The sequence below is a fragment of the Paraburkholderia sp. SIMBA_030 genome (assembly GCF_046535245.1).
Lineage (GTDB): Bacteria > Pseudomonadota > Gammaproteobacteria > Burkholderiales > Burkholderiaceae > Paraburkholderia.
Genome location: NZ_JAWRXB010000883.1, coordinates 1 through 260, shown reverse-complemented (window position 1 = coordinate 260; position 260 = coordinate 1). Strand labels below are relative to the sequence as shown.

Below are 260 nucleotides of genomic sequence, written 5' to 3'. Positions count from 1 at the left end.
ATCACAGGAACACAAGCGAGGGACGATCAAGCCGATGGCTTGATACCCATTACGTCGATCTGATGCATCATCGACATTGAGGGCTTCCCCAATGGTCATCGTATCGATCGGGTTTTCCCGTTCGGGTCAACACGAGAGGCTTTGGCTTACGTCGAGACTGGACGTGCAAAGGGTAAGGTTGTCATCAAGATCTGATAGGGCGACCGGGCCCGGTGCGCGAAAAATCACCCCGTGATGCAGCCGCCGTTGGCCAGAGCGAC

Annotated in this window: 1 pseudogene; it reads left to right on the top strand. The window is 55.8% G+C overall.

Features of this window, described 5'->3' with window-relative positions:
- Positions 1-102: 102 nt before the first annotated feature.
- Positions 103-195 (top strand): annotated as a pseudogene (locus SB772_RS42550) (zinc-binding dehydrogenase); the annotation flags it as partial.
- Between the last annotated feature and the right edge of the window lie 65 nt (positions 196-260).